This is a genomic window from Streptomyces flavalbus (genome assembly GCF_042674625.1).
In the GTDB taxonomy this organism is placed as follows: domain Bacteria; phylum Actinomycetota; class Actinomycetes; order Streptomycetales; family Streptomycetaceae; genus Streptomyces; species Streptomyces flavalbus.
This window is the reverse complement of the sequence record NZ_JBHTEB010000001.1, coordinates 6,003,257-6,025,041: the sequence shown is the minus strand read 5'-3', so window position 1 is coordinate 6,025,041 and position 21,785 is coordinate 6,003,257. Positions and strand designations below refer to the sequence as shown.

General features: G+C 73.2%; 15 protein-coding genes and 1 pseudogene. All 16 read left to right on the top strand.

Annotated elements, in window-relative coordinates:
• Positions 1-409 precede the first annotated feature (409 nt).
• Positions 410-928 (top strand): colicin immunity domain-containing protein, encoded by a 519-nt coding sequence (locus tag ACFQZ6_RS27040; RefSeq protein WP_381613727.1) that lies wholly within the window; start codon positions 410-412, stop codon positions 926-928.
• Positions 929-1,047: 119 nt separating this feature from the next.
• On the top strand, positions 1,048-1,602 hold the full coding sequence (locus ACFQZ6_RS27035; RefSeq protein ID WP_381613724.1) for a hypothetical protein: 555 nt from the start codon (positions 1,048-1,050) through the stop codon (positions 1,600-1,602).
• Positions 1,603-1,967: 365 nt separating this feature from the next.
• A pseudogene (locus tag ACFQZ6_RS27030) lies at positions 1,968-3,445 on the top strand (sugar transferase).
• A gap of 88 nt (positions 3,446-3,533) precedes the next feature.
• Entirely contained in the window at positions 3,534-4,850 is a 1,317-nt protein-coding gene (locus ACFQZ6_RS27025) for a nucleotide sugar dehydrogenase (RefSeq protein WP_381613721.1), read from the top strand.
• Positions 4,840-6,123 (top strand): glycosyltransferase family 4 protein, encoded by a 1,284-nt coding sequence (locus ACFQZ6_RS27020; RefSeq protein WP_381613718.1) that lies wholly within the window; start codon positions 4,840-4,842, stop codon positions 6,121-6,123. Before ACFQZ6_RS27025 ends, ACFQZ6_RS27020 begins: the two co-directional genes overlap by 11 nt.
• A complete protein-coding gene (locus ACFQZ6_RS27015; RefSeq protein WP_381613715.1) occupies positions 6,120-7,490 on the top strand; it encodes a Wzz/FepE/Etk N-terminal domain-containing protein in 1,371 nt (456 codons plus the stop codon). The genes ACFQZ6_RS27020 and ACFQZ6_RS27015 overlap by 4 nt, the downstream gene beginning before the upstream one ends.
• Positions 7,490-9,022 (top strand): Wzz/FepE/Etk N-terminal domain-containing protein, encoded by a 1,533-nt coding sequence (locus ACFQZ6_RS27010; protein WP_381613712.1) that lies wholly within the window; start codon positions 7,490-7,492, stop codon positions 9,020-9,022. The genes ACFQZ6_RS27015 and ACFQZ6_RS27010 overlap by 1 nt, the downstream gene beginning before the upstream one ends.
• Positions 9,023-9,025: 3 nt before the next feature.
• Positions 9,026-10,960, top strand: coding sequence for an asparagine synthase (glutamine-hydrolyzing) (gene asnB / locus ACFQZ6_RS27005; RefSeq protein ID WP_381613709.1), 1,935 nt, complete (start codon positions 9,026-9,028; stop codon positions 10,958-10,960).
• 17 nt (positions 10,961-10,977) lie between these two features.
• Positions 10,978-13,155 (top strand): bi-domain-containing oxidoreductase, encoded by a 2,178-nt coding sequence (locus tag ACFQZ6_RS27000; RefSeq protein ID WP_381613706.1) that lies wholly within the window; start codon positions 10,978-10,980, stop codon positions 13,153-13,155.
• Positions 13,152-15,083, top strand: coding sequence for a heparinase II/III family protein (locus ACFQZ6_RS26995; protein ID WP_381613703.1), 1,932 nt, complete (start codon positions 13,152-13,154; stop codon positions 15,081-15,083). The genes ACFQZ6_RS27000 and ACFQZ6_RS26995 overlap by 4 nt, the downstream gene beginning before the upstream one ends.
• 68 nt (positions 15,084-15,151) lie before the next feature.
• Complete coding sequence (locus tag ACFQZ6_RS26990; RefSeq protein WP_381613699.1) at positions 15,152-16,675, top strand: right-handed parallel beta-helix repeat-containing protein; 1,524 nt, start codon at positions 15,152-15,154, stop codon at positions 16,673-16,675.
• A 1-nt stretch (position 16,676) separates the two neighbouring features.
• Positions 16,677-17,912, top strand: a complete 1,236-nt coding sequence (locus tag ACFQZ6_RS26985) for an O-antigen ligase domain-containing protein (RefSeq protein ID WP_381613696.1) — start codon at positions 16,677-16,679, stop codon at positions 17,910-17,912.
• Positions 17,913-17,914: 2 nt separating this feature from the next.
• Entirely contained in the window at positions 17,915-19,108 is a 1,194-nt protein-coding gene (locus ACFQZ6_RS26980; RefSeq protein ID WP_381613693.1) for a glycosyltransferase, read from the top strand.
• Complete coding sequence (locus ACFQZ6_RS26975) at positions 19,109-20,341, top strand: class I SAM-dependent methyltransferase (RefSeq protein ID WP_381613690.1); 1,233 nt, start codon at positions 19,109-19,111, stop codon at positions 20,339-20,341.
• Positions 20,341-21,138: a glucose-1-phosphate cytidylyltransferase gene (locus ACFQZ6_RS26970; RefSeq protein WP_381613688.1), complete on the top strand. Its 798-nt coding sequence runs from the start codon at positions 20,341-20,343 to the stop codon at positions 21,136-21,138. The genes ACFQZ6_RS26975 and ACFQZ6_RS26970 overlap by 1 nt, the downstream gene beginning before the upstream one ends.
• Positions 21,135-21,782 (top strand): PIG-L deacetylase family protein, encoded by a 648-nt coding sequence (locus ACFQZ6_RS26965; protein WP_381613685.1) that lies wholly within the window; start codon positions 21,135-21,137, stop codon positions 21,780-21,782. The genes ACFQZ6_RS26970 and ACFQZ6_RS26965 overlap by 4 nt, the downstream gene beginning before the upstream one ends.
• The last annotated feature ends 3 nt before the right edge of the window (positions 21,783-21,785 follow it).

Sequence of the window (21,785 nt, the reverse complement as noted above, 5' to 3'; positions counted from 1 at the left end):
TCTGTTCGGCTGCCTCGCTGCACCGTTGGTACGTCCTGGAAAGCGGCCGGACGGTTGTCCGAGGAGGGCGTCGGTTCCTTGGGCATGGTCGTCTGTGGGAGTGGTGCGGCACGTGCCGTACCTTCGAGCACTGTCCGGACGCACTGGTCCCGGACTGGTGGGTGACGCCCTACGAGGTCGCGGCGGACGAACTGCGCTACGACCCCGGGCCGATCGAAGGGGCGCGGAGCGGTCAGGTGGTGGTCCCGGTGCCCGTCAGCACGCAGATCGACGCCGCGCTGGCCCGGCCATCGCGGTCGGCTGCCGTACCGTCGGCGCCCCGCGATTCCTCGTCACGGATCTCACCCACACTCCCGGTACGACCTCCCCACTGCCCGCCGACGCGGACTGCACGGGCATACGGCCGCCCGTGGTGCTGCGTACGCCCGGGTCGGAGGGAGTCGTCCTCTTCCTCGCGGAGGGCTACGCGCTGATCACCGGGACCACCGTGTTCATGACGGCAGCCGTCAGCGAGGGCGTGGACACCGCACGCGCACGGTTCGGCCGGTACGCGCGCACCCTTGGCGAGCGGCACCCCGCGCTGACGGCCGTGGCGTCCGCGCACCCGCCCCGGTACCGCGCCTGGTCCCACCCCGGCGAGGCCGATCCGGACAGCGGGGTGGCCCGGCAACTGGCGTTGCTGGGCGCGTTCGTCGACGGGGCGTGCGGAGCGGCGGAGTTCGCGCGGGGCTGGTGGGAAGCGAGGCGGGTCTCCCAGGCGAACGGGGAGCGGGCCCGGGGCGCGCTCGGTGATCTGCTGGACGAAGTGTTCAGGACTCTTGAGGACTACTCAGTCGACCCTGACCTCGCCGAACCCGGCGATCTCGACGACACCGGGCTCCGGACCGCCGTACGCGCGGTCTGGGCTGGAAGGAAGGGGACGGAGTGACGGCGACGACCATGAGGCTGGCGTTCGACGGTGGCTGGACCGCGACGGTCACGGGTGAACCGCTGTCTTTCACGCCCCGTTTCACGGGCACTTCCGTGGACCTCGCTCACCACGCGGACGTGAGGGAACGCGAGCGGTTCGTGGCGGCCACGTTCGGCAGCCAGCACTGGCTGTGGGACGACCCCGACGTCCTCCGGTTCGACCCGGACACCCGGAACCTGGTCGGGGCCGAGTTCCAGATGCCATACGTCTCCGCGTACGCCGACGAAACCATCCCCCACCTTCCCGTCCTGCCCGAGACACGTCCCGGAGGACTCCGCGCGGACGAGGTTCGCGACTTCCGGCACGAGATGTGCATGGTGCTGTGTCGCGCGCCTGGCGACACCGCACTGGCCTGCCTGCGCGACCTCGACGTCCTCGACGAGCCGCTGGATGCCCGTATCGGCATCGCGCCCGACGTGGCCCTCCTCGTCCAGGGCGGGGCCGTCGTCGGCTGGAGCCTCACCGACCCCGCCCGATACCTGACGCTGCCGTACTCCACGCCGAGCGGTACTCCCCCGTCCGCCACCACCAGGCGGCTCCTCAGTGCGGGCAGGCGGAGGACCCGCACCGGGTGGATGCCCTGCGCTCCCTTGTCGCCGACCTCGTTGAGGACTACGCGCGCCTCTGAGTGAGGGCCATGCGCCGAGCGCCCCGCGCCGACCCCGCGCAACCGTGAACACGCCGGGCGTGGAGTCAAGGCTTCCGCGCGCCATAACCGATCAGTCACCCAGTCTCAAGCCGCAACACAATTTCCACACATCCCCTCTCCACGGTGGCCCCCGATGGTCTAGATTGACCGTGCTTCGGGCGTTCGGACCAGACCGACCGTTAATGATCTTTAGGTCCGCGTCACACGAAGCCAGATGGGGGGCGGGGGCCCTCCAGGGGGAGAGGGGAAGGGGGCGGTGCTGCGCGGTTCGGGAGGCGGGGGCCTTCCGGGGGGAGCGAACAGGGTGCAGCGGAATGCGTCGTACCACTGGGGACCTGGGGGGGTTCTGTGCGGCAAGGGGGAACAGTCAGCCCGTTTCCGTCCGCGAACGGACGTCTGGGGAACGGGAGAACGAGCCAGCCCGCGAACGACTGGGAGCAGCGGTACCGCCGTACCGTGGTGATCAGCGACACCGTCGCCACCGCCTTCGTGGTGGCGGGGATCGGGAACTTCTTCGGCGTGCGGGACGCGGCCAACTGGCATGAGAAGTGGGGCATCCTCGCCTTCGGCACCGAGGTGCTGGTGCTGGGCTCGCTCGCCGTGAGCCGGGCGTGGGCCCCGGCCGTGCTCGGGCAGGGGGCCGAGGAGTTCCGTCGGCTCGGGCGGTCGCTGTTCATGGCGGTCGTCGTGCTGGCGCTCGGCGGGATCGCCCTGACCTCGCGCAACATCAAGCTCTGGATCTTCGTGGCGATCCCGGCGATCGCGCTGGTCACCATGGCGGCCCGGTATGTGCTGCGGCTGCGGCTGCACAAGCAGCGCAAGGCGGGGCGGTGTCTGAGACCCGTGCTCGCGGCGGGGAGTCCGGCGACCGTGCGGGACCTCATCAGCCGGACGCGGAAGTTCCCCCATCTGGGGTGGCGGGTGGACGCCGTGTGCACGACCGGGGGGCTCGGGCTCGACGGGGGGCGGCTGGACGGGGTGCCCGTCGTGGGGCGGCTCGCCGATGTCGCGCTGCACGTGCGGCGGGACGGGTACCGGGTCGTCGCCGTGACGCCCGATCCGCACTGGTCGCCCGACCGGTTGCAGCGGCTCGCCTGGAACCTGGAGGGCAGCGACGCCGAGATGGTCGTGGCGCCGGTGCTGATGGAGGTGGCCGGACCCCGGCTGCACGTCGACGCCGTGCTCGGGATACCGCTGCTGCGGGTCAGTATGCCGACGTTCACCGGGGGGCGCCGGGCCGTCAAGGGGGTCGTGGACCGGCTGGGCGCGGCGCTGCTGCTGCTGTTCTTCGCGCCGTTGATGGTGTGCGTCGGGCTGCTCGTCATGATGGACAGCCGGGGCGGGATGTTCTACCGCCAGCGCCGGGTCGGCAAGGACGGCCGCGAGTTCACCATGCTGAAGTTCCGCACCATGGTCGTCGGCGCCGACCGGACCGTGCCGAGCTGGCCGAACTCAACGAGGGCGCCGGGCCGATGTTCAAGCTCCGCCGGGACCCCCGGGTCACCCGGGTCGGCGGGGTGCTGCGCCGGTACTCGATCGACGAACTGCCGCAGCTTTTCAACGTACTCACCGGGTCGATGTCGCTCGTCGGGCCACGGCCCCCGTTACCGGAGGAGTGCGCCGCCTACGACCCGGACATCCGGCGGCGGCTGCTGGTCAAGCCCGGACTGACCGGACTGTGGCAGATCAGCGGACGCAGCGACCTGTCCTGGGAGGAGGCGGTCCGCCTGGACCTCCGCTACGTGGAGGACTGGTCGCTCGCCCTGGACACCGTCATCTTGTGGAAGACGCTGCGGGCGGTGCTCTACGGGCAGGGGGCCTACTGATGTGCCGACTGATACGCCGACAGCCGCCAATCAAGGGTCCCGTGCGGACCGCAGGCCGTCCCGGCCTGGTGTGGGGGAGGAACGGGTCATGAAGGTCAGCGTTTTCGGGCTCGGCTACGTGGGCTGCGTGTCAGCCGCGTGCCTGGCCAGCATGGGGCACGACGTCGTCGGGGTGGACGTCAACCAGGTGAAGGTCGACCTGGTCAACGACGGCAAGGCCCCGGTCGTCGAGGAGCGGATCGGTGAGCTGATCGCCGACGTCGTGCGGAGCGGCGCCCTGGTCGCCACCACCGACGTCCGGGAGGCCATCGCGGCGAGCGAGGTGTCGCTGGTCTGCGTGGGGACGCCGTCCGAGCCCAACGGGAGCCTGTGCACTACTTATCTGGAGCGGGTCACCGAGGAGATCGGGGCCGCGCTCGCCGAACGGGGCGGTCGGCACACCGTGGTGTACCGGAGCACCATGCTGCCGGGGACCTGCCTCAACCTGCTGGTGCCGATCCTGGAGAAGGCCGTCGGCGGCACCGCCGGGGTGGAGTTCGGGGTCGCCGTCAACCCGGAGTTCCTGCGCGAGGGCACCAGCGTGCGGGACTTCTTCGACCCGCCGAAGACCGTCATCGGGGAGCTGGACCCGGCCAGCGGCGACACCGTCCTCGCGCTGTACGAGGGGCTGCCCGGCGAGGTGTTCCGGGTGCCCGTGCCGACCGCCGAGGCGATCAAGTACGCCGACAACGCCTTCCACGGGCTGAAGATCGGCTTCGCCAACGAGCTGGGCGCGGTGTACCAGGCGCTCGGCGTGGACTCGCACCAGGTGATGGACGTCTTCCTCGCCGACCGCAAGCTCAACATCAGCCCCGCCTACCTGCGGCCCGGGTTCGCCTTCGGCGGCTCCTGCCTGCCCAAGGACCTGCGCAGCCTGGTGCACGCCGCGCGGCGGGCCGACGTGTCGGTGCCGATCCTGTCGCACGTGCTGCCCTCCAACGCCGACCACCTCCAGCGCGCGGTGGAGCTGGTGGAGCGCACCGGCAAGCGCCGGGCGGGGCTGTTCGGGCTGTCCTTCAAACCCGGCACCGACGACCTCCGTGAGAGCCCGCTCGTCGAGCTGGCCGAACGGCTCTTCGGCAAGGGGTACGACCTGAAGATCTACGACGCCAACGTGAGCCTGTCCCGGCTGCTCGGCGCCAACCGCGAGTACATCGAGACCCGGCTGCCGCACCTCGCGCAGCTCCTCGCGGACTCCGTCGAGGAGGTGCTCGACCACGCCGAGGTGTGCCTGGTCGGCACCAGGGACCCGGCCGTGGTGTCGGCGCTGCCGCACGGCGGCACCCCGGTGATCGTCGATCTCGTCCGCCTCCCCGACGCCGAGGCGCGCCGGGCCGAACCGGGATACATGGGCCTTGCCTGGTAAAACGCACAGCGACGTCCGTCGGCAACGACGCGCGCTGATCCTCGTGGAGAACCTCTCCGTGCCGTTCGACCGGCGCGTCTGGCAGGAGTGCACCACCCTGCGCGACGCCGGTTGGGAGGTGCACGTCATCTGCCCCCGGGGCACCAAGCGGGACACCGAGGCGGAGGCGGAGATCGACGGGGTGCGCATCCACCGGTACCCGTTACACGCGGCGACCGGCGGACCGGCGGGCTACCTGCGCGAGTACGGGGCGGCGCTGTGGCACACGGCGCGGCTGGCCCGCAAGGTCGGACCGGTCGACGTGGTGCACGCCTGCAACCCGCCCGACCTGCTGTTCCTGCCCGCCCTGTGGCTGAAGCGGCACGGCGCGCGGTTCGTGTTCGACCAGCACGACCTGGTGCCCGAGCTGTACCTGTCCCGGTTCGACCGCGGCGAGGACCTGCTCTACCGCGCCGTGTGCGCGCTGGAGCGGCGCACCTACCGGGCGGCGGACGTCGTCCTGGCGACGAACGAGAGCTACCGGGACGTCGCGGTGCGCCGCGGCGGGCGGCGGCCCGAGGACGTCTTCGTGGTGCGCAGCGCGCCCGACACCGACCGGTTCCACCCGGTGCCGCCGGAGCCGGAGCTGAAGGGCGGCAAGCCCCATCTGCTCTGCTACCTGGGCGTGATGGGCCCGCAGGACGGCGTGGACTACGCGCTGCGGGCGCTGGCGAAGCTGCGCGACGAGGTCGGGCGGACCGACTGGCACGCGGTGTTCGTCGGCGGCGGCGACACCTTCGACGCGATGGTGGAGCTGGCGGAGCGGCTCGGCCTGGCGGACCAGGTGCGGTTCACGGGGCGGGTGTCGGACGCCGACCTGGCGCGCTACCTGTCCACAGCGGACGTGTGCCTCTCCCCCGACCCGCGCAACCCGCTCAACGACGTGTCGACGATGAACAAGGTCCTGGAGTACATGGTGATGGGGCGGCCGATCGTGTCGTTCGAGCTGAAGGAGGCGCGGGTCTCCGCGGGTGACGCCGCCGTCTACGCGCCCGCGAACGACGAGTCCGAGTTCGCCAGGCTGATCGCGGTGCTCCTGGACGACCCGGACAGACGGGCCCGGATGGGCGAGATCGGCCAGCAGCGGATCGGCGGGGAGCTGTCCTGGCGGAACTCGCAGAAGGCGCTGCTCGCCGCGTACGAGGCCGCCACGGGCGACCAGGGTGACCACCGGGGCCGCGACCTGGACCGGAAACGGCACCGGGGGCGTACGGGGCGGAGGTCGCGTCCTTGAGCGATGACACCATACGCCTCGCCACCATAGGACGGATCCTGCGGCGGCGCTGGCGGCTGCTCGCCGTGCTCACCGTGCTGGGCGGCCTGGTCGGCTACGGCGTCTCCGAGCTGTTCCCGCCGCGCTACACCACGTCCGCGTCGGTCCTGCTGCCGGGGGCGTGGGAGGAGCGTGAGCTGCTCACCCAGGCGGAGGTGGCGCGGAGTTCGGTGGTGCTGGACCGCGCCGCGGACACCCTCGGCTGGGCCGGGGTCAGCGGCAGCGACCTGCGGGACCGGGTGACCGCCAAGGCCGCCGACGGCAACATCATCAAGATCTCCGGCCGGGCCGACACCCCGGAGCAGGCGCAGCGCCTCTCCGACGTGGTGGCCCAGCAGTTCGTCGCCTTCGCCGCGCGGATCGCGGGCGACGACCCCGACTCCGAGGCGTCCGTGCGGCCCGAGGAACTGCGCCAGCTCGTGGTGCGGACCAGCCGCCGCATCAGCGACCTGGCCAACGCCGCCGACCCCGGGCAGACCGTGGAGAGCGTGCAGGCCCGCACCGAGCTGGAGAAGTTGCGCACCACGCTCCAGGAGGCGGTCGACAAGCTGGAGGACGTCGACCCGGCGAGCAGCAAGGCCAACATGGTCGTGATGGGGCCCGCGGCCCGCCCGTCCGGCGAGGCGCCGCCGACCCGGACGCAGCTCATCGTCGCCGGGGCGCTGCTGTCCCTGCTGCTCACGGTCATCGGGCACCTCACCGCCGCGCGGATGAGCCGCCGACTGCGCACCGAACCGGAGATCGCCGCGGCGCTGGGCACGGTGCCGCTGGGCATCGTCGACGTACCGGACGAGCCGGGCGCGCGGCGGGCGAAGGACGGCGGCGCGCGGGCCCGCGTCCGGCGGCTGCTGGGCCTGGACGTCCGGTGGGACACCCCGGCCCCGCGCACCTCGGGCGACGAGGCGAGCCGCCGGGTCCGCTACCGGCGGGTGTGCGCCCGCGTCCGCGACCAACTGCCCGCTCCGCGGCGGCTGCTGGTCGTCGTACCGGACGGCGACGACACCGCCCGGGAGGCGGCGGGGCAACTCGCCGCCGAGGCCGGGAGCGACCCGGCGCTGCGGGTGGTGGGGGTCCCGACCGCCCAGCCCCTGGTGCCGGACCGCGATGACGAGTCCGGCGTCCTGGTCGTGCTCAGCGCGGGCCAGTGGACCGCCGTCGACCTCACCGGCATCGCCGAGGCGTGCGCGGACGCCGGGCACGAGGTCGTCGGCGTCGTCGTCGCGGGCACGGTCCGCGCGGCCCGGCCGACGCGGGCCTCGGGCCGCCCCCGGCACACCGCCGCACGGGCGCTCGCGGCGAGCGGCGACACGAGGGGAGGCGCCCGGTGATGACCGGTACGACGACGGGGACGACGCCGGAGCCGACATCCGCGACGCCCCTGCTCGACCTGCACGGCCTGGTGGTGTCGGTGCGCCGACGGCGCCGCCTGTGGGCGTCGGTGGCGCTGCTCGGGCTGCTCGTCGGCGTGGCGGTGGCGGTGCTGCTGCCGCCCGCGCCGACCGCGGTGACCAAGGTGCTGGTCGCCCACCAGGAGGACCAGCCGAACGACCCCGGCACGCTGATCCGCACCGACGTGGCGCTGCTGCACACCACGCGGATCGCGGACGCCGCCCTGCGGTCCCTCGACGAGTCCGGGACGCGGCCCGAGGACTTCATGGAGGAGTACGAGGGTCTCGGGCTGACCAACAACCTGCTCCAGATCACCGTCACCGGGGACAGCGACGCGGAGGCGGTGGCCCGCGCCCGGGCGATCGCGGACGCGTTCGTCGCGGACCACGTGCGGCGGATCAGGCAGGCCGCAAGCGCCGAGGCCAAGACGCTGCTGGAGCAGCGGGACCGGATGCGGGAGGAACTCGCCCAGGTCAACGAGGCGATCGGGGACGGCTCGACACCGCTGAACGACCCGAAGGCGTCGGCGGACATGGAGTCCCTGTTCGCCCGCCGGGCCGAACTCACCTCACGCATCACCGACTTCGACCAGCGGGCCGCCGAGGCCCGGGTCGGCACGCCGCAGCTCATCGCGGGCACGCAGATCGTGGACGAGCCGCGCGCGCTGACGAACTCCGTGCCGCGCAACGCCGCGACCAACGGCGCGATCGGCTGCGTCCTCGGCCTGTTCGTGGGGCTGGCGCTGGCTGCGGTCGGCACGGTGGTCGCGGACCGGCCGGTGCTGCGCCGGGACATCGCGGCGCACCTGGGCGCGTCCGTCATCGCCGAACTTCCGCCGCGCTCGGGGAAGTTGTGGCGGCGCCGCAGGACGCGCACGGCGCGCACCCGGCTCACCACGACGCTGGCCCGCGCGGTGCGGGGCTCGGTGGAGCCGGTGTCGCTGCTGGAGCTGGGCTGCGCCCGCGCCACCAGCGGGATCGCCCTCGACCTCGCCGGGGCGCTGGCGGCGGACGGGCCGGTGGCCGTCGTCGACGGGCTGCCGGGACCGCACCTGGCCCGGTACCGCCCCAAGCCGGGCGGGCCGACCGTGGTCAGCGGTGAGCGGGCGGCGAGCGTGGCGCAGGACATCAGGATCGGCGTCGGCTCGGTGGCGCCCGGCACCGCCTGGACCGACCTGCGGTACCTCGGCACCCAGACGGTGCTGGTGGTGCGCGCCGGGCACGGCAGCGCCGCCTGGCTGCACACCGTGGCCCGGCAGCTCGCCGACCAGCGGATACCGGTGCTCGGCGTGGTGCTGATCGACCCCGACCCACGGGACCGGACCGACGGCACCCTGTGGGACGGGCTGCACACCGCGCTGCGCGGCCACAGCGAGTGGCTGGCCCGGCAGAACGGGACCGGACGACGGCGTACGGAGCGACAGCCGATGTGGGCGGCCGGGGTCCCGGACAGCGACCAGGAGGCGCGGTAGGACATGTGTGGCATCGCAGGCACGTACCGGTGGCCGGACGGCAAGGCCGTCACCGACCGGCTCACCGACACCCTCGCCCACCGCGGCCCGGACGGCGCGGGCCGGTACAGCCATCCCGTGGGCGACGGCGAGGTGCACCTGGGGCACCGGCGGCTGGCCATCATCGACCTGTCGGAGACCGGCGCCCAGCCGATGGTCTCCGACGGCCTGGTCCTGACGTACAACGGCGAGCTGTACAACGCGCCCGAACTGCGGGCCGAGCTGGCGGCGGCCGGGGTGCGCTTCCGCGGGACCTCCGACACGGAGGTGCTGCTTGAGGCGTGGCGGCGCTGGGGCACGGACTGCCTGCCCCGGCTGCGCGGCATGTTCGCGTTCGGCGTCTTCGACGAGCGCACCGGTGAGCTGGTGCTCGCCCGGGACCAGCTCGGCGTCAAGCCGCTGTTCCTGCTCAGGCGCGGGCAGGGCGTGGTGTTCGCCTCGGAGCTGAAGGCGCTCGCCGCGGTGACCGGCGGGTCCCTTGAGGTGGACCACGCGGCGCTGGTGGCGTCGCTGCTGTACTACTGGGTGCCGGACTCGCGGTGCGCCTTCCGGGAGGCGGAGAAGCTGCCGCCGGGGAGCTGGCTGCGGCTGCGGCCGGACGGGCAGGTGGAGCGCGGGCGGTACTGGGACCTGCGGGACGTCGCCGCCGAGGGCCGCGAGCGGGCGCTGAGCGGGGACCTGCCGGACATCGCCGCCGTCGTGGAGGAGTCGACGCGGGCGCACCTGCTGTCCGACGTGCCCGTGGCGACGTTCCTGTCCGGCGGGCTCGACTCCAGCTACCTGACGGCGCTCGCCGCCCGCGACCGGCCCGGGATCTCCGCGTACACCATCGGGTTCCGCGCCGAGGACGCCCGGTTCGAGGCGATGCCGGACGACCTGCGCTACGCCCGGCAGGTCGCGGAGCGCTTCGGCGTCGACCTGAAGGAGATCGAGATCGCGCCGAACGTGCTCGACCTGCTGCCGGAGATGACGTACCACCTGGACGAGCCGATCGGTGACCCGGCCGCGATCAACACGTTCCTGATCTGCTCGGCCGCCCGGGAGGCCGGGGTGAAGGTGATGCTGTCGGGGATGGGCGCGGACGAGCTGTTCGCCGGGTACCGCAAGCACCTGGCCAACCTGCTCGCGCTGCGCTACCAGCGCGTCCCGCGGCCCCTGCGGCGCGGGCTGCACGCGGCGGTGGACCGGCTGCCGGTGGCGTCGGCGCGCCGCGGGTACCGGTCGGTGCGGTTCGCGAAGCGGTTCCTGTCCTTCGCGGACCTGCCGGAGGAGACCGCGTTCCGGCGCAGCTACACCATGTACGACCGCGGTGAGCTGCTCGGCCTGCTCAACCCGGACCTGGCGGGGACGGTGGAGGACGTGCTGACCGAGCACGCGGACGTCTACCGGGACAACGCCCTCGACGACTTCGTCAACCGGATGTGCCTGGCCGACGCGCGGCTGTTCCTGCCGGGGCTGAACCTCACCTACACCGACCGGTCGAGCATGGCCGCGTCGACGGAGGTGCGGGTGCCGTACGTGGACGTCGAGGTGGTCAGGGCGGCGTTCGCGGTGCCCGGGGACCGCAAGATCGTCGGGCGGCAGGGCAAGGCCGTGCTGAAGGAGGCGGCGACGTCCGTGCTGCCCCGGGAGATCGTCTACCGGCCCAAGGGCCTGTTCAGCGCCCCGCTGCGGGCGTGGATGAGCCGGGACCTGGCGCCCCTGGTGCGCGAGGTGGTCGAGGACGGTGTCCTGGTCAGCTCCGGGCTGCTGCGCCGGGACGCCCTCAAGCGGCTCGTCGCCGAGGACGCCGCCGGGCAGGCGGACTTCTCCAAGCACCTCTGGCACGTGCTGACCCTCGAGTACTGGTACCGCGGCGCGACCTCCGGGTCCGGCCAGAACGCTCACTTGGCTGCGTAGGAAATTAGGGGACTTCGGTGAAACAGGTCGTACAGAACTACAAGAGCGGCGAGCTGGCGCTGCTCGACGTGCCGGTGCCGGGGTGCAAGCCGGGCGGGGTGCTGGTGCGCAGCGCCTACTCGCTGATCTCCACGGGCACCGAGCTGATGAAGGTGTCCGAGGCGGGCATGTCGATGCTGGGCAAGGCCCGCTCCAGGCCGGACCAGGTGGCCAAGGTGCTCCAGAGCGTCGCCACCAACGGGGTGCCCGCCACGTACCGCAAGGTGATGGGCAAGCTGGACTCGTACACGCCGCTCGGCTACTCGCTGTGCGGGGTGGTCGAGCAGGTCGGCGCCGGCATCGAGGACGTGGCCGTGGGCGACCTGGTGGCGTGCGCGGGCAACGAGCACGCCCTGCACGCCGAGCTGAACTGGGTGCCGAAGAACCTCTACGCGCGCGTGCCGGAGGGTCTCGCGCCCCGGCACGCGGCCTTCGGCACGGTCGGCTCGATCGCGTTGCAGGGCGTCCGCCAAGGTGAGCCGCGGCTCGGTGAGGTGGCGCTGGTCATCGGGCTCGGGCTGATCGGGCAGTTGGTGACGCAGTTGCTGACCGCCTCGGGCGTCCGGGTCGTCGGCGTCGACCCGGACCCGGCGCGCTGCGAACTGGCCGAGCGGCTGGGCGCGGTGGCCTGCGGTGACCCCGCCTCGTCGGCGGTGGCGGGCGCGGTCGCGGACCTCACCGACGGGCACGGCGTGGACCAGACGTACCTGGCGGCCGGTGGCGGCAGCAACCAGCCGGTGGAGCTGGCGGCGAAGCTGAGCCGGGACCGGGGCCGGGTCGTCGACATCGGCAAGTGCCGTCTGGACCTGCCGTGGAACGCGTACTACGAGAAGGAGCTGGACGTCCGCTTCTCCCGCAGCTACGGCCCCGGTCGCTACGACCCGGAGTACGAACTCCAGGGGCGGGACTACCCGATCGGCTACGTCCGCTGGACCGAGCGCCGCAACCTGGCCTGCTTCCTCGACCTCGTCGCCCGCGGCCGGGTCGACGTGGAGCCGCTGATCTCGCACGTCGCGGACTTCGACGACGCGGTGGAGACGTACCAGAACCTGAAGGACGGCGGTCTGAAGGCCGTGGCGGTGCTGTTCCGGTACCCCGACGTCAAGGAGTCCGACCACCAGGAGGCGCCGTCCGTGGCCGTGCCCGCGGTGGCCGTCAAGCGGGCCCCGGCGCGTGCCGTCGCCGGGCCGGTGCGGCTCGCGTTCGTCGGCGCCGGGAACTACGCGACGTCGATGCTGCTGCCGCACCTGACGGGGCGCGAGGGCGTCGAGCTGTCGACGGTCGTCACCACGACGGCGCTGTCCGGAGCCAACGCCCAGCGGAAGTTCGGCTTCGGCGGGGCGACCACCGACCTGGACGCCGTCCTCGGGGACGACTCCGTCGACGCGGTGTTCGTGGTCACCCGGCACAGCTCCCACGCCGAGCTGACCCGCAGGGCGCTGCTCGCGGGCAAGACGGTGTTCGTGGAGAAGCCGCTGGCGCTCACCGAGGACGAGCTGGCCGGGGTCCTGAAGGCGGTCGAGGAGTCCGGCAACGACCGGCTCCAGGTGGGCTTCAACCGGCGGTTCGCGCCGCTGCTGACGGAGGCGAGGAAGCGGTTCGGCGCCCGGTCCGGTCCGGCGAACCTGCGCTACCTGGTCAACGCGGGCCGCCTGGAGCACGGGAGCTGGTACCTCCAGCAGGGCACCGAGGGCTCCCGGTTCGCGGGCGAGGGCGGGCACTTCATCGACACCGCGAGCTGGCTCCTGGGCGCCGACCCGGAGTCGGTGTACGCGGTCACCACGCCCGGCGACGAGGACCTCCAGGTCGTGCTGCGCTACCCGGGCGGCTCCACCGCCACCCTCAGCTACGTCACCAGCGGGCCGTCCGCGTTCCCGAAGGAGACCCTCGACCTGGTCGCGGACGGGCGGGCGCTGCGCCTCGACGACTTCGTGCGCGCCTCGGTGTACGGGCGGAAGCGGTGGGTCAGTTCCCGGCTGCCCAAGGCCCGGGACAAGGGGCAGAAGGCCGAGCTGGACGCGTTCCTGACGGCGGTGCGCACCGGTGGGCCGATGCCGGTGCCGCTGGCGTCGCTGGTCGCCACCACGGCGGCCACCCTCGCCGTGCGGGCCAGCCTGGCCAGCGGGGCGCCGGTGACGCTGGCGGGCCCGCGATGACGATGGGCGCGGGCTGGTACCTGCGGCGCCTGGCGGCGATGGGCCCGCGGGAGGTCGGCGGCCGGGTCGGGGACGCGGTGCGCCGACGGCGGTGGCGGTCGGCGCGGCCGGACGTCCCGGCGGTGACCGGCGCCCGCTTCACCGCCGTACTGCCCGCGGGGACGCTCGCCGCGGTGCCGCCGGACGCCGCGAAGCGGCTGGTCGCCGAGGCGGACCGGCTGCTCGCCGGGCACGCCGAGTTCTTCGGCGTGGCCCGCGCCGACCTGGCCGACCCCGACTGGTCGTACGACCCGAAGACCGGGCGGCGGACACCGGACGGGTACGCCTTCGACGTGCCGTACCGGGACGAGGAGACGGTCGGGGACATCAAGCAGATCTGGGAGCTGTCCCGGCACCAGTACCTGACCGTGCTCGCCGCCGCCTACGCGGTCACCGGGAACGAGCGGTACGCCGAGCGGGTGGCGGCGCACCTGCGGTCGTGGTGGGCGGCGAACCCGCCGCTGCGCGGGGCGCACTGGACCAGCGGCATCGAGCTGGGCATCCGGCTGCTGTCGTGGGTGTGGGTGCGGCGGCTGCTCGACGGCTGGCCCGGCGCGGGCGCGCTGTTCGAGGAGAACCCGGTGGCGTGGCGGCAGGTCTGGCACCACCAGCGGTGGCTGGCCGCGTTCCCGTCCCGGGGGTCGTCGGCGAACAACCACGTCATCGCGGAGACGGCGGGGCAGTCCGCGGCGGCGTGCGCGTTCGGGTGGTTCCCGGAGTCGGCGCGGTGGCGGGACGACGCGCTGCGGTCGCTGGCGCGGCAGTTGGACGCCAACACCTTCGGCTCGGGGCTGAACCGGGAGCTGGCGACCGAGTACCACGGGCTGGTGCTGGAGCTGGGCCTGGCGGCGGTCGCGGAGGCGGACGCGGCCGGGGTGCCGGTGCCGGTGGCGCTGCGGGGGACGCTGCTGCGGATGACGGACGCGCTCGCCGCCGTCGTCGACAACCGGCTGCGCCCGCCGCGCCAGGGCGACGCGGACGACGGGCACGGGCTGGTCGTGGACGGCGCGGGCACCGACCGCTGGGGCTCGCTGCTGGCCACCGGGGACGCCGTGTTCGGCCGCCTGGACTGGTGGCCCGCGGTGACCGGCACCGATGTGCGCACCGGGCTGCTGGCCGCGCTGATCACGCCGACGGAGCTGTCCGTGCCGCGTCCGGCGCGACGGCCGGGGCACTTCGCGGACGCCGGGATGACGATCCTGCGCGGACCCGGCGACGTGTGGTGCCGCTGCGACGGCGGGCCGCACGGGTTCCTGTCCATCGCCGCGCACGCGCACGCCGACGCGCTGTCGGTCGAGGTGCGGCAGGACGGCGTCGACATCCTCGCGGACCCGGGGACGTACTGCTACCACGGGCAGCCGGAGTGGCGGCGGTACTTCCGCTCCACCCTCGGCCACAACACCCTGGAGCTGGACGGCACCGACCAGTCGGTGTCCGGTGGCCCGTTCCTGTGGACCCGGCACGCGGTCAGCCGCGTCCTGACCGCGGACGACACGCGCTGGTCCGCCGAGCACGACGGCTACCGGCCGACGACGCACCGCCGCCAGGTGGAGCTGACGGCGGCGGGCCGCGAGCTGCGGGTGGTCGACGAGGTGCGCGGCGGCCCGCGCCGGGCCGTACGGCTGGCGTTCCACCTGGGGCCCACGGTCAGCGCGGAGCTGACGGGGCACCGGGCGCGGCTCACCTGGAGCCGGGACGGCGAGGACCGCTCCGCGACCCTCGACCTGCCCGAGCGGCTCGACTGGCGGGCGCACCGCGGCGAGACCGCGCCGCCGCTGGGCTGGTACTCCCCCGGCTTCGGCCGCAGGGAGCCCGCCACCACGCTGGTCGGCACCGGCTTCGCGGACGGGGCCGAGGAGTTCACCACCGTGCTCGGGTTCGGCGACTAGGCAGGCGACGGCCAAGAGACGAGACGGCCAAGGCAAGAGACGGCCAGGGAAGAGAGGGGAGGGAAGGCGTGGGGACCAAGTGGCGGGGTTGGGCGGTGCCCGTGGTGCCGCTGGCGCTGGTGCTGCTGGCGGTGACCGGCTGCGAGGACTCGTCGTCGGGTCCGCGGGCGAAGCCGACCGCCGCGCCGTCCCCGTCGGTGGCCCGGGTGTGCGACGAGCCCGCCGCCGGACCGGCGAAGGCGCCCGCGGGCGCGGTGCCGGTGGACCCCGACGTCCCCGGTGACCTGGCCGCGAAGACCAGGAGCAACCCGCCGTACACCACGTTCTGGCTCCGCCCCGGCACCCACCGCCTCGACCCGGACCGCTACGCCCAGGTCGTCCCGAAGCGGGGGAACACCTACCTCGGCGCGCCCGGCGCGGTCCTCGACGGCCGCAGGACCAACCAGTACGCGTTCGGCGGCACCGCGCCGGGCGTCACCCTCCGCTACCTGACGGTGCAGGGGTTCGTCGCGCCGCACAACGAGGGCGTGGTCAACCACGACTCCGCCGACGGCTGGGTGATCGAGCACACGACGATCCAGCACAACTCCGGCGCCGGTCTGATGGCCGGGGCCCGTCAGCAGATCCGCGCCAACTGCCTGCGCGGCAACGGGCAGTACGCCATCAACGCGTACAAGGGCGCTGGCCCCCTCACCGGTCTGGTGGTCGAGGGCAACGAGATCGTCGGCAACAACACCGGCGACTGGGAGCGGCGGCGGCCGGGCTGCGGCTGCACCGGGGGCGCCAAGTTCTGGGCCGTCGACGGCGCCGACATCCGCGGCAACTGGGTGCACGACAACCGCGGGGCCGGGCTGTGGGCGGACACCAACAACAACGACTTCCGCATCGAGGGCAACGTGCTGGAGGACAACGACGGCGCCGCGCTGATCTACGAGACCAGCTACAACGCGGTCATCCGGAGGAACACCATCCGGCGCAACAACTGGGTGGAGGGCCGCCGGTACGCCGACAAGGGCGACAACTTCCCCTTCGCGACGGTGTACGTGTCCGAGTCCGGCGGCGAGCCCCGCGTCCCGGCCCGCACGGACCGGATCGAGGTCTACCGGAACGTGCTGGAGAACAACTGGTCCGGGATCACCCTGTGGGAGAACGCCGACCGGTTCTGCAACAGCCCCGCCAACACGTCCTCCGGCGCCTGCACGTTACTCGTGAAGGACACCACCCGCTGCGCCCAGCCGGGCATCGGGACGCAGCCGCTGTACGCCGACTGCCGGTGGCGCACCCAGCGCGTGGACGTCCACCACAACCGCTTCGTCCTGGACAAGTCCGTCGTCGACTGCGCGGTGAAGTGCGACCGCATGGCGGTGCTGGCGAACTACGGCACCTACCCGGACTGGTCGCCGTACCAGGGCGACACGGTGGCCCAGGCGATCACGCGCGGGCAGCACAACCGCTGGCACCACAACGTCTACGTCGGCCCGTGGAAGTTCGTCGTCCAGGACCCGAGCCGCATCCTCGACCCCTGGCAGTGGCAGGGGCCGCCGTACGAGCAGGACGCGGGGAGCACCTTCCGCGCCCGGGGCGGGGGCTGACATGGCCGCTGACCGGCACCCGAAGGTCGTCGGGGCGGTGTGGGGGCTGCTCGTCCTCAACACGCTCGGCTCGGCGGGCGCGAAGACCATCGTGCCGCTGCCCCGCTCCCTGATCCAGATGGTCACCATGGGCTCCCTGGTCGCCGCGTTCGCGCTGGCCCTCGCGGTCAACCCGCGGCTGCGCATCCGGCCCAGCGCCTACGTGCTGCTGCTGACGCTGCTGCTGGTGCCGAGCCTGATCTCCAGCGTGGGCCTGGACTCCGGGTTCGGCGCGCTGTTCCGGTGCTTCCGGCTGGCCCTGTTCGTCGGCACGCTGTGGCTGCTCAGCCGCTGGTGGGACGGCGGTCTGACGTTCGTACGGCACCACATCCGGATGTACTACGCGGTGCTCGGGTCGGTCGCGGCGGGCCTGGCGATCTCGCCGGGGGCCGCGCTGCCCGACCTGTACGGGGGGCGGCTGGTCGGCGCGCTGTGGCCGCTGACGCCGCCGCAGATCGGCCAGTACGCCGCGGTGATCACCGGGCTGACGGCGCTGCTGCTGCTCGGCCGCCGCACCGACCGGGTCAGCGCGACGGTGGTGATCGTGCCCTCGCTGGTGCTGCTGGCGCTGACGCACACCCGCACGGCGACGGTCGGGCTGCTCGTCGGGCTGACGCTGGCGGTGTTCTCGCTGGTGCTGACCAGCGCCGCCGCGCGCCGGTTCTTCGTGGCGGCGGTGGTCTCCGCGACGGTGGTCGCGGTCGCGTTCGGCTCGCTGCTCCAGGCGTGGTTCCTGCGCGGGCAGAGCCAGGAGAACTTCACCAGCCTCACCGGCCGGGCCAAGGTCTGGGACGCGCTGCTGGCGGCGCCCCGCACCACGTCGGAGTACCTGTTCGGGGCGGGCCTGGGCGACAAGTCGTTCGGCGGGCTGCCGATCGACAACAGCTGGCTCGCCGTCTACCACGAGCAGGGACTGACCGGCGTCACCCTGGTCGCGGCGGCGCTCCTCGTCCTGGGCGCGGTGGCGCTGCTGCGTCCGCCGTCCCTGGCGCGGGCCTGCGCGATCTTCCTGATCAGCTACTGCGGGATCGCGTCGTACACGGAGGCCGGTCTCGGCGACGCCTCGCCGTACCTGCTGCACCTGGCGGTGGCCGCGTCGCTGCTCGCGGCGCCCACCGCGGACACCGCCCCGGCGACGCCCGAGGCCACCACCCGGCGCCGCGCACCGCGCTGGGCCCGCAGATCGGAGCTGACCTGACCATGCACGTGCTCGTGGTGCACAACCGCTACGCCTCGGCGCAGCCGAGCGGGGAGAACAAGGTCGTCGACCAGGAGGTGGCGCTGCTGCGGGAGGGCGGCCACCGGGTCGGCGTGTTCGAGCGGCGCAGCGACGACATCGCCGCCCGCTCCCTGCCGGGCAAGGCCGCGCTGCCGCTGCTGGTGCCGTGGAACCCTGCGGTGCGCCGGCAGTTGGCGGCGCGGCTGCGCGCGGAGCGGCCGGACGTGGTGCACGTGCACAACGTCTTCCCGCTGCTGTCGCCCGCGGTGCTGGCCGCCTGCGCCGACGCCGGGGTGCCCGCGGTGGCGACGCTGCACAACTACACGCAGGTCTGCCCGCCGGGCACGCTCCAGCGGGACGGGCGGCCGTGCTCGGAGTGCGTCGGCGGGTCGCCGCTGCCCGCCGTACGGCACGGCTGCTACCGCGACTCGCGGCTGGCGACGGTGCCGCTGGCGGTGAGCCTGTCGGTGAACCGGCGGCGCTGGTGGAGTGGCGTGACCCGGTTCCTGTGCATCTCGGCGGCGCAGCGGGAGGTCCTGGTGCGCTCCGGGATGCCACGGGAACGGCTGGCGGTGAAGCACAACTTCGTCCCCGACCCCGACGCCCGCCGCACCGGCCCCGGGGAGCACCTGCTGTACCTGGGCCGCCTCGCGGAGACCAAGGGCGTGCGGCTGCTGATGGCCGCGTGGGACGAACTCGCCGCGGCCGGTGGGGTCGGCGTGCCGCTGGTGATCGCCGGGACGGGGCCGCTGGAGCGGGAGGTGACCGCGTGGGCGGCGGGCCGCGACGACGTGCGGTACGTGGGCCTGTACGACCCCGCCCAGTGCCGCGCGGCCATCGCGCGGTCGGTCGCCGTGGTGGCTCCCTCGACGTGGCTGGAGGCGTTCGGGCTGGTGGTCGTGGAGGCGATGGCGGCCGGGGTGCCGGTCGTCGCCGCCGGGCACGGCGCCTTCGTCGAACTGGTCGAGGAGGGCGTGACCGGGCTGCTGCACCGGCCCGGCGAGCCCGCCTCGCTGGCGTCCAGCCTGCGCCGGATCAGCGCGGATCCGGCGCGTAACCGGGAGATGGGTGAGGCGGCCCGGCGCCGTTACGAGCAGGACTTCAGCCCGGCCGTCGGGCTGGAGCGCCTGGTGGACGAGTACCGCACCGCGATCAAGACCAATGGGGGGACTTAGATGTCACGATGCCGACTCTGCGGCTCGGCGGCGCTGGTGAGCGTCGTCGATCTGGGGGCGACGCCACCGTGTGAGAGCTTTCTCGCCGCGGACCAGCTCGACCAGCCGGAACCGGCGTACCCGCTGCACCTGAGGGTGTGCACCGACTGCTGGCTGGCGCAGTTGCCGCCGCTGATCACCCCGGAGGAGACGTTCAAGGAGTACGCGTACTTCTCGTCGTACTCGACGTCCTGGGTGGAGCACGCGCGGGTGTTCGTCGAGGACGCCGTGGCGCGGCTGGGCCTCGGGTCCGACGCGTTCGTGGTGGAGGTGGCGAGCAACGACGGGTACCTGCTGCGGCACGTGGTGGACCGGGGCATCCGCTGCCTGGGCGTGGAGCCGTCGGTGAACGTCGGCGCCGCGGCCCGCGACGCCGGGGTGCCGACGCTCACGGAGTTCCTGAGCCCGGACACCGGCGCCGCCGTGCGCGCCGAGCACGGCCCGGCTGACCTGGTGGTCGCCAACAACGTGTACGCGCACATCCCGGACGTGGTCGGCTTCACGCGGGGGCTGCGCGCCCTGGTCGCCGACGACGGCTGGGTCTCGGTCGAGGTGCAGCACCTGCTGACGCTGATCGAGGAGAACCAGTACGACACGATCTACCACGAGCACTTCCAGTACTACACGGTCGCCTCCGCGAGCCGGGCGCTGGCCAGCGGCGGACTCGCCCTGGTGGACGTGGAACTGCTGCCCACGCACGGCGGCTCGATCCGGCTGTGGGCCCGCCCGGCCGAGGTGGCCGGGGAGCCGACGGCGCGCGTCACCGACGTCCTGGCGCGGGAGAAGGCGGCCGGTCTTGAGGAGCTGTCCGGGTACACCGAGTTCGGCGCCCGGGTCGCGAAGGTGCGCCGGGACCTGCTGAAGTTCCTCATCGGGGCCGCCGAGCGCGGCGAGACGGTCGTCGGCTACGGCGCCCCGGGCAAGGGCAACACCCTGCTCAACCACTGCGGCATCCGCCCCGACCTGCTGGCGTACACGGTCGACCGGAACCCGTACAAGCACGGCAGGTTCACCCCCGGCACCCGCATCCCGATCCTGCCGCCCGAGCGGATCGCCGCCGACCGGCCGGACTACGTCCTCGTTCTGCCCTGGAACCTGCGGGCCGAACTGGTCGAGCAGCTCTCCTACGTGGGCGAGTGGGGCGGCCGACTCGTCTTCCCCATCCCGGAACTGAGCATTGTCGAGGTCAACTGATGAAGGTCGTCCTGTTCTGCGGCGGTTACGGGATGCGGATGCGCAACGGCACCGCCGACGACGTGCCCAAGCCGATGGCGATGGTCGGTCCGCGCCCGCTGATCTGGCACGTGATGCGCTACTACGCGCACTTCGGGCACACCGAGTTCATCCTGTGCCTGGGCTACGGCGCCCACCACATCAAGAACTTCTTCCTCAACTACGAGGAGACGACGTCCAACGACTTCGTGCTGCGCCGGGGTCAGACGGAGCTGCTGTCCACGGACATCTCCGACTGGACGATCACGTTCGCGCAGACCGGCATCGAGTCCCCCATCGGGGAGCGGCTGCGCCGGGTGCGGCACCACCTCGACGGTGACGAGATGTTCCTCGCCAACTACGCGGACGTGCTCACCGACGCCCCGCTGCCCGCGATGATCGAGAACTTCGCGCGGCGGGACGCGGGCGCGTCGATGATGGTGGTGCCGCCGCAGTCGTCGTTCCACTGCGTGGACCTCGGCGACGACGGCCTGGTCGGCGGGATCACCGCGGTGAGCGAGCTGCCGCTGTGGGAGAACGGCGGCTACTTCGTGCTCCGCCAGGAGGTCTTCGACCACATACCGCAGGACGGCGACCTGGTCGCGGACGGCTGCGGCCAGCTCGCCAAGCGCGGCCGGCTGCTGGCCTACCAGCACCGCGGCTTCTGGAAGCCGACCGACACCGTGAAGGAGCGGGCCGCGCTGGACGCCGCCTACGCCCGCGGTGACCGGCCGTGGGCCGTGTGGGAGCGGGACGGCGCCGCCGTGGGGACGGCGTGATCGGGCTCGGCGCCGGGCGCCTGGACCGGGTCGCCGCGGTGGGCGCGCACTGCGACGACATCGCCATCGGCGCGGGCGGCACTCTGCTGACGCTGTGTCAGGCGCGGCCGGGCCTGCGCGTCGACGCGCTGGTGCTGTCCGGCGGGGGCGGCGAACGGGAGCGGGAGGAGCGGGCCGCGCTCGCCGCGTTCTGCCCCGACGCCGACCTGCGGCTGACGGTGCTCAAGCTGCCGGACGGGCGGCTGCCCGCGCACTGGGAGGAGGCCAAGACGGCGGTCGAGGAGCTGCGCGAGCGCACCGACCCCGACCTGCTGCTGGCCCCGCGCACCGACGACGCGCACCAGGACCACCGCGGCCTGGCGAAGCTGGTGACGACCGCGTTCCGGGACCACCTCGTCCTCGGCTACGAGATCGTCAAGTGGGACGGCGACCTCGGCCGCCCCACGGCGTACCAGCCGCTGGCCCCGGAGACCGCCGAGCGGAAGGTGCGGCTGCTCCAGGAGCACTACCCCTCGCAGCGGCACCGGCCCTGGTACGACCGGGAGGCGTTCCTCGGGCTCGCCCGCATCCGCGGCATCGAGTGCCACGCCCGGTACGCCGAGGCGTTCGCCGTCACCAAACTCACTCTAAACCTGGGGGATTGAACC

Excerpts from the sequence above, each read along its gene's own strand:
- ACFQZ6_RS27025 (WP_381613721.1), top strand. The coding sequence starts at position 3,534 with ATGAAGGTCAGCGTTTTCGGGCTCGGCTACGTGGGCTGCGTGTCAGCC.
- ACFQZ6_RS26985 (WP_381613696.1), top strand. The coding sequence starts at position 16,677 with ATGGCCGCTGACCGGCACCCGAAGGTCGTCGGGGCGGTGTGGGGGCTG.
- ACFQZ6_RS26980 (WP_381613693.1), top strand. The coding sequence starts at position 17,915 with ATGCACGTGCTCGTGGTGCACAACCGCTACGCCTCGGCGCAGCCGAGC.
- ACFQZ6_RS26975 (WP_381613690.1), top strand. The coding sequence starts at position 19,109 with ATGTCACGATGCCGACTCTGCGGCTCGGCGGCGCTGGTGAGCGTCGTC.
- ACFQZ6_RS26970 (WP_381613688.1), top strand. The coding sequence starts at position 20,341 with ATGAAGGTCGTCCTGTTCTGCGGCGGTTACGGGATGCGGATGCGCAAC.
- ACFQZ6_RS27010 (WP_381613712.1), top strand. The coding sequence starts at position 7,490 with ATGACCGGTACGACGACGGGGACGACGCCGGAGCCGACATCCGCGACG.
- ACFQZ6_RS26995 (WP_381613703.1), top strand. The coding sequence starts at position 13,152 with ATGACGATGGGCGCGGGCTGGTACCTGCGGCGCCTGGCGGCGATGGGC.
- asnB (WP_381613709.1), top strand. The coding sequence starts at position 9,026 with ATGTGTGGCATCGCAGGCACGTACCGGTGGCCGGACGGCAAGGCCGTC.